The sequence below is a fragment of the Candidatus Obscuribacterales bacterium genome (assembly GCA_036703605.1).
GTDB lineage: Bacteria > Cyanobacteriota > Cyanobacteriia > RECH01 > RECH01 > RECH01.
The window spans coordinates 1-4,361 of record DATNRH010000717.1 but is presented as its reverse complement, the minus strand read 5'-3'; the positions used below and the strand labels follow the sequence as shown (position 1 = coordinate 4,361).

The following is a 4,361-nucleotide window of genomic DNA, read 5'->3' as shown; positions in this document are numbered from 1 at the left end:
GCAGCACCTTTTGGGGAACCTAGGATGGATGAGCAGCGATCGCAGGCCTATTTGACGTTGATTGAGCAACTGCTAGGGTGCCCCCAAGGACAAGAGGGGGAATTGTTGCAAGCCCATTCAGACCTGCTGGATGCGGGGCTGCTGGCAGCGATGGAGCAGGTGGCGGCCTATCTGGAAAGCCAGGGGAGTGGAAATGCCCAATGGCTACGAGGCTTTGCGGCGCAGTTGGCGGCGGCGGCGGGGTTAGAGACAAGTGCCCCGCAAGGAACAGAAGCCGCCCACCAGTTTTTGTTGGAAACGTTGCAGTTAATTGTGGATAAGCAAGGCAACCCACAACAGATTTACTCTCTATGGGCACAGCAGCAATCTCGGTTCAATACAGAACTGCTAGCAGTGCTGCCCACCGTCGCCGCTCAATTCTTAGAGGGGAATACAGAACGACGGGTCTTTGTTGCAGCGGTCTTGGTTATGTTTGGAAATTTGATTAGTGAGTTTCCCTTGGGAACGCGCTGGCTTAACCTAGAACTAAGCATCGCTGCCTACCAGCAGTCGTTGCAGGTGATGACACGGGAAGCTATGGCCGGTGCGTGGGCAGAATCAATGGCGAGTTTAGCAAACGCTTACCGTAAACGCATTCGAGGAGAACGGGCGGAAAACATCGAAGTTGCCATCGCTACCTACCAGCAGTCCTTAAAGGTGATGACGTGGAAGGCCATGCCCATCCAGTGGGCACAATCAATCAATAACCTAGCAAACGCTTACTATTTCCGCATTAGAGGCGACCGGGCGAAAAACATTGAAGTTTCCATTGCTGCCTACCAGCAGTCCTTAAAGGTGAGGACACGGGAGGCGATGCCCATCGAGTGGGCGGAATCAATGCATAATCTGGCAACCGCTTATCTTACCCGCATCAGAGGCGACCGGTCAGAGAACATCGAAGCTGCCATCACCGCCTATCAGCAATGCATGCAGGTGACAACACAGGAAGCATTGCCCATCGAGTGGGCAGAATCAATGAATAATCTGGCAAACGCTTACCGTAACCGCATTCGAGGGGACCGGTCGGAAAACATCGAAGCTGCCATTGCCGCCTACCAGCAATGCTTACAGGTGACAACACAGGAAGCATTGCCCATCGAGTGGGCAAGATTAATGAACAATCTTGCGAACGCTTACTATTTCCGCATCCGAGGGGAGCGGACGGAGAACATCGAGGAGGCGATCAAAACCTATAACCAGTCCTTGCAGGTGAGGACACGGGAGGCGATGCCCGTCGATTGGGCAGCATCAACGATGGGACTGGCAAACGCTTACTCTGAACGCATCCGAGGCGATCGTGCCGAGAATATTGAGCAGGCGATCAAAGCCTACCAGGAGTCGTTGCAGGTGATGACACGGGAGGCGATGCCCGTCGATTGGGCACAATCCATGAATAATCTGGCAAACGCTTACTCTGAACGCATCCGAGGCGATCGCGCCGAGAACATTGAGAAGGCGATCAATACCTATCGAGATAGCTTGCAGATCTTCACCCCAGAATTACTGCCCAACGACTGCCGCAGATCAGCCCGTAGTTTGGCCAACCTCTACTTTGAAGAAAAGCGATGGGAGGAAGCTATTGTCACGTATCAAACGGCTCTGCAAGCTGCCGAAATTCTTTATCAGAGCGCTAACCTGCTAGATGGCAAAGCTGCTGAACTGTCTGAAACCGCCGATCTCCCTCGTCGGGCGGCCTATGCCCTGGCACGGACGGGCAACCTTCAGAAAGCCGTCGAAACACTGGAGCAAGGCCGTGCTCGTGGGTTAAGTGAGAGTCTCGACCGCGATCGAGCTGACCTCACCCAACTTCAGCAAACCCACCCCAATCTTTATCAGGATTACCAGGAGATCGCCGCCCAACTCCGCAACCTAGAAAGCCAGCAGCGCGATCGGATGACCTCTGAGGAGCGCCATAGCCTCACCCCCGAAACCCTGCGAGACTCTGCCCATGATCTGCGCCAACAACTCACGGCCATCCTCCAAAACATCCGTCAGGTTCCCGGCTACGAGCAATTCCTAGCCTTACCCACCTTTGCCGATGTTGGCCGCGCTATCCAAGGCGATCGCCCCTTGGTGTACCTCATCCCCACCCCCGCTGGTAGCCTCGCCCTCATCGTCACTGCCAACACGGTTGAATCCCTGTGGCTAGATGCCCTCAACGAAACGCAACTGATCGATCTGCTGAGTCAAACCTGGTTCAGCGCCTACTATCAATCCCAAACCAATCGCCAAGGCTGGTATGACGCGATCGACATCGTAACCCGCCAACTCTGGGAACCGCTGATGGCTCCCTTAATCGCTCACCTGCAACATCACTCATACCAGCAAGCCACTCTTATCCCCACGGGCTATCTCAGTTTGCTACCGCTCCATGCCGCTTGGACGGAAGACCCCAGCACCCCCACTGGACGCCGCTACGCCCTCGATGACATCCACTTCACCTACGCCCCCAACGCCAAATCCCTCGCCGCTGCCCAAGCCATTGCCCAGCGCACCGGGGCAGAGTCCATCTTGGCGATCGACAATCCCAGCCAAGACCTGCCTAACTCCGAACGGGAAGTGAATGCGGCGATCGCCAGTTTCCCAAAAAACACCGTTCTTAGACACGGAGCAGCAACGGTGGAAGGGGTGCGATCGCAACTCTCGAAGATGGCGATCGCCCACTTCTCCTGCCACGGCACCGCCAACCTCGCCGATCCCCTCAACAGTGGCCTGCGAATGAGCGATGGCCTCCTCACCCTGCGGGATATCTTCGCCCTCAATCTGGCAGACCAGGGCGGTCTTCGCCTCGCCATCCTCTCCGCCTGCGAAACGGGCCTGTCGGGCATCGAAAACGCTGATGAAGCCATCAGCCTACCGACAGGATTGCTTCAGGCTGGGGTTGCCGGAGTCGTCGCCTCTCTCTGGTCAGTCTCCGACCTCAGCACCATGGTCTTACTGAGTCGCTTTTATACCCTCTGGCAAAACCAGGATATGTCGCCCGCCACAGCCCTACGATGTGCCCAGCAATGGTTGCGGGATGCCTCTCCCACCGATATTGTTGACCATTGCCGAACCTTTATTCCAGACCTTGATAGTCACAAAGAATTGAAGCGATCGCTCAAGTATGACTATTCCCATCCCTACCACTGGTCAGCCTTCAGCTACACTGGCGTGTAACGATTCTTTCCCACCCATTTGAGTACCCTATGAGTGATATTGATAACCTAGTTGTTCTAGAAACTGCCCTTGCTATCCGCCCTCATCTCTCCAATCTACTGGAGCCTCAGACGGCTGCTCACGTTCAAGAGCTTCTAGATCAACTGCTTCAACAGATACAAACCCATGGCAGTGAAGATACGATCGCCGATCAAATCTGGGATTTATTAACAGACCACAAAGCTACCCAAGCCTGGAGCACCCAGTTTCAGCCCAGCCTAGCTCGTGAAAAAGGTGCCAAAGGCAGCACCAACCTGCCTGGAGATATATCGTCTGTTTCTTATCGTCAATTCAAATGCCCTCTATGTGACCATACATGGTCGCGCGATCGCGTGGGGCGTCCGACCCCCCTCTGCCCCACCCACCAGATTCCCCTTGAACTAATCTCCTAACCAGAACGGTACAATAAGCCCATTCCCATTTCACCCCGACGGCAATGGTTCAAACCCCCGCCAAACCTATCACCCTAGCTGAATTCCTGACGCTGCCGGAAACCAAACCCGCCAGCGAATTCATGGACGGGAAAATCATCCAGAAACCTATGCCCCAAGGAAAACACAGCACAATTCAAGGCGATCTTGTGCCAGCCATCAATAGTATTCTCAAACCTCAACATATCGCCCGTGCTTATCCTGAACTGCGCTGTACCTTTGGCGATCGCTCCATCGTCCCGGATGTCACGGTGTTTACCTGGAAACGGATTCCTCGCGATCCGAATGGCGACGTGTCGAATACCTTTGCCCTTGCCCCCGACTGGACGATCGAAATTCTCTCCCCTGAGCAAGGCCAAACCAAAGTGGTTCGCAACATCCTCCACTGTTTGTCCCATGGCACTCAAATGGGCTGGCTGATTGACCCTGAAGAAAAACTGGTGTTTGTGTATGGGGGCGATCGCACCATTTCCGTTGTTGAAGAACCCAGCGAGCGCCTCCCCGTTCCCCCCTTTGCCGAACCTGTAGTTCTCACCGTCGGCCAGCTCTTCGGTTGGCTAGAGGAGTAACGGTGTCAGCAAAATTTTTGGATAGTCTAGGTGGAAAACTCGCCGAACAATGGGCGGCGACTCTGCTCACCCCCGCTTTTATGTTCTGGGCCGGAGGGGCGATCGCTCTTTTCCAACACTTTGG

3 protein-coding genes are annotated in these 4,361 nt (G+C 54.8%); all 3 read left to right on the top strand.

Going from position 1 to position 4,361, the window contains the following annotated elements; genetic code table 11:
• Positions 1-3,198 (top strand): CHAT domain-containing protein (locus tag V6D20_15090; GenBank protein HEY9817105.1); only part of this gene is annotated, 3,198 nt, incomplete at its 5' end.
• 29 nt (positions 3,199-3,227) lie between these two features.
• The gene (locus V6D20_15085; protein HEY9817104.1) at positions 3,228-3,629 is read left to right on the top strand and encodes a hypothetical protein; all 402 of its coding nucleotides are present in this window, start codon (positions 3,228-3,230) and stop codon (positions 3,627-3,629) included.
• 44 nt (positions 3,630-3,673) lie between these two features.
• A complete protein-coding gene (locus V6D20_15080; protein HEY9817103.1) occupies positions 3,674-4,237 on the top strand; it encodes a Uma2 family endonuclease in 564 nt (187 codons plus the stop codon).
• The last annotated feature ends 124 nt before the right edge of the window (positions 4,238-4,361 follow it).

Coding starts and splice junctions, on each gene's coding strand:
- V6D20_15080 (HEY9817103.1), top strand. CDS start 3,674: ATGGTTCAAACCCCCGCCAAACCTATCACCCTAGCTGAATTCCTGACG.
- V6D20_15085 (HEY9817104.1), top strand. CDS start 3,228: ATGAGTGATATTGATAACCTAGTTGTTCTAGAAACTGCCCTTGCTATC.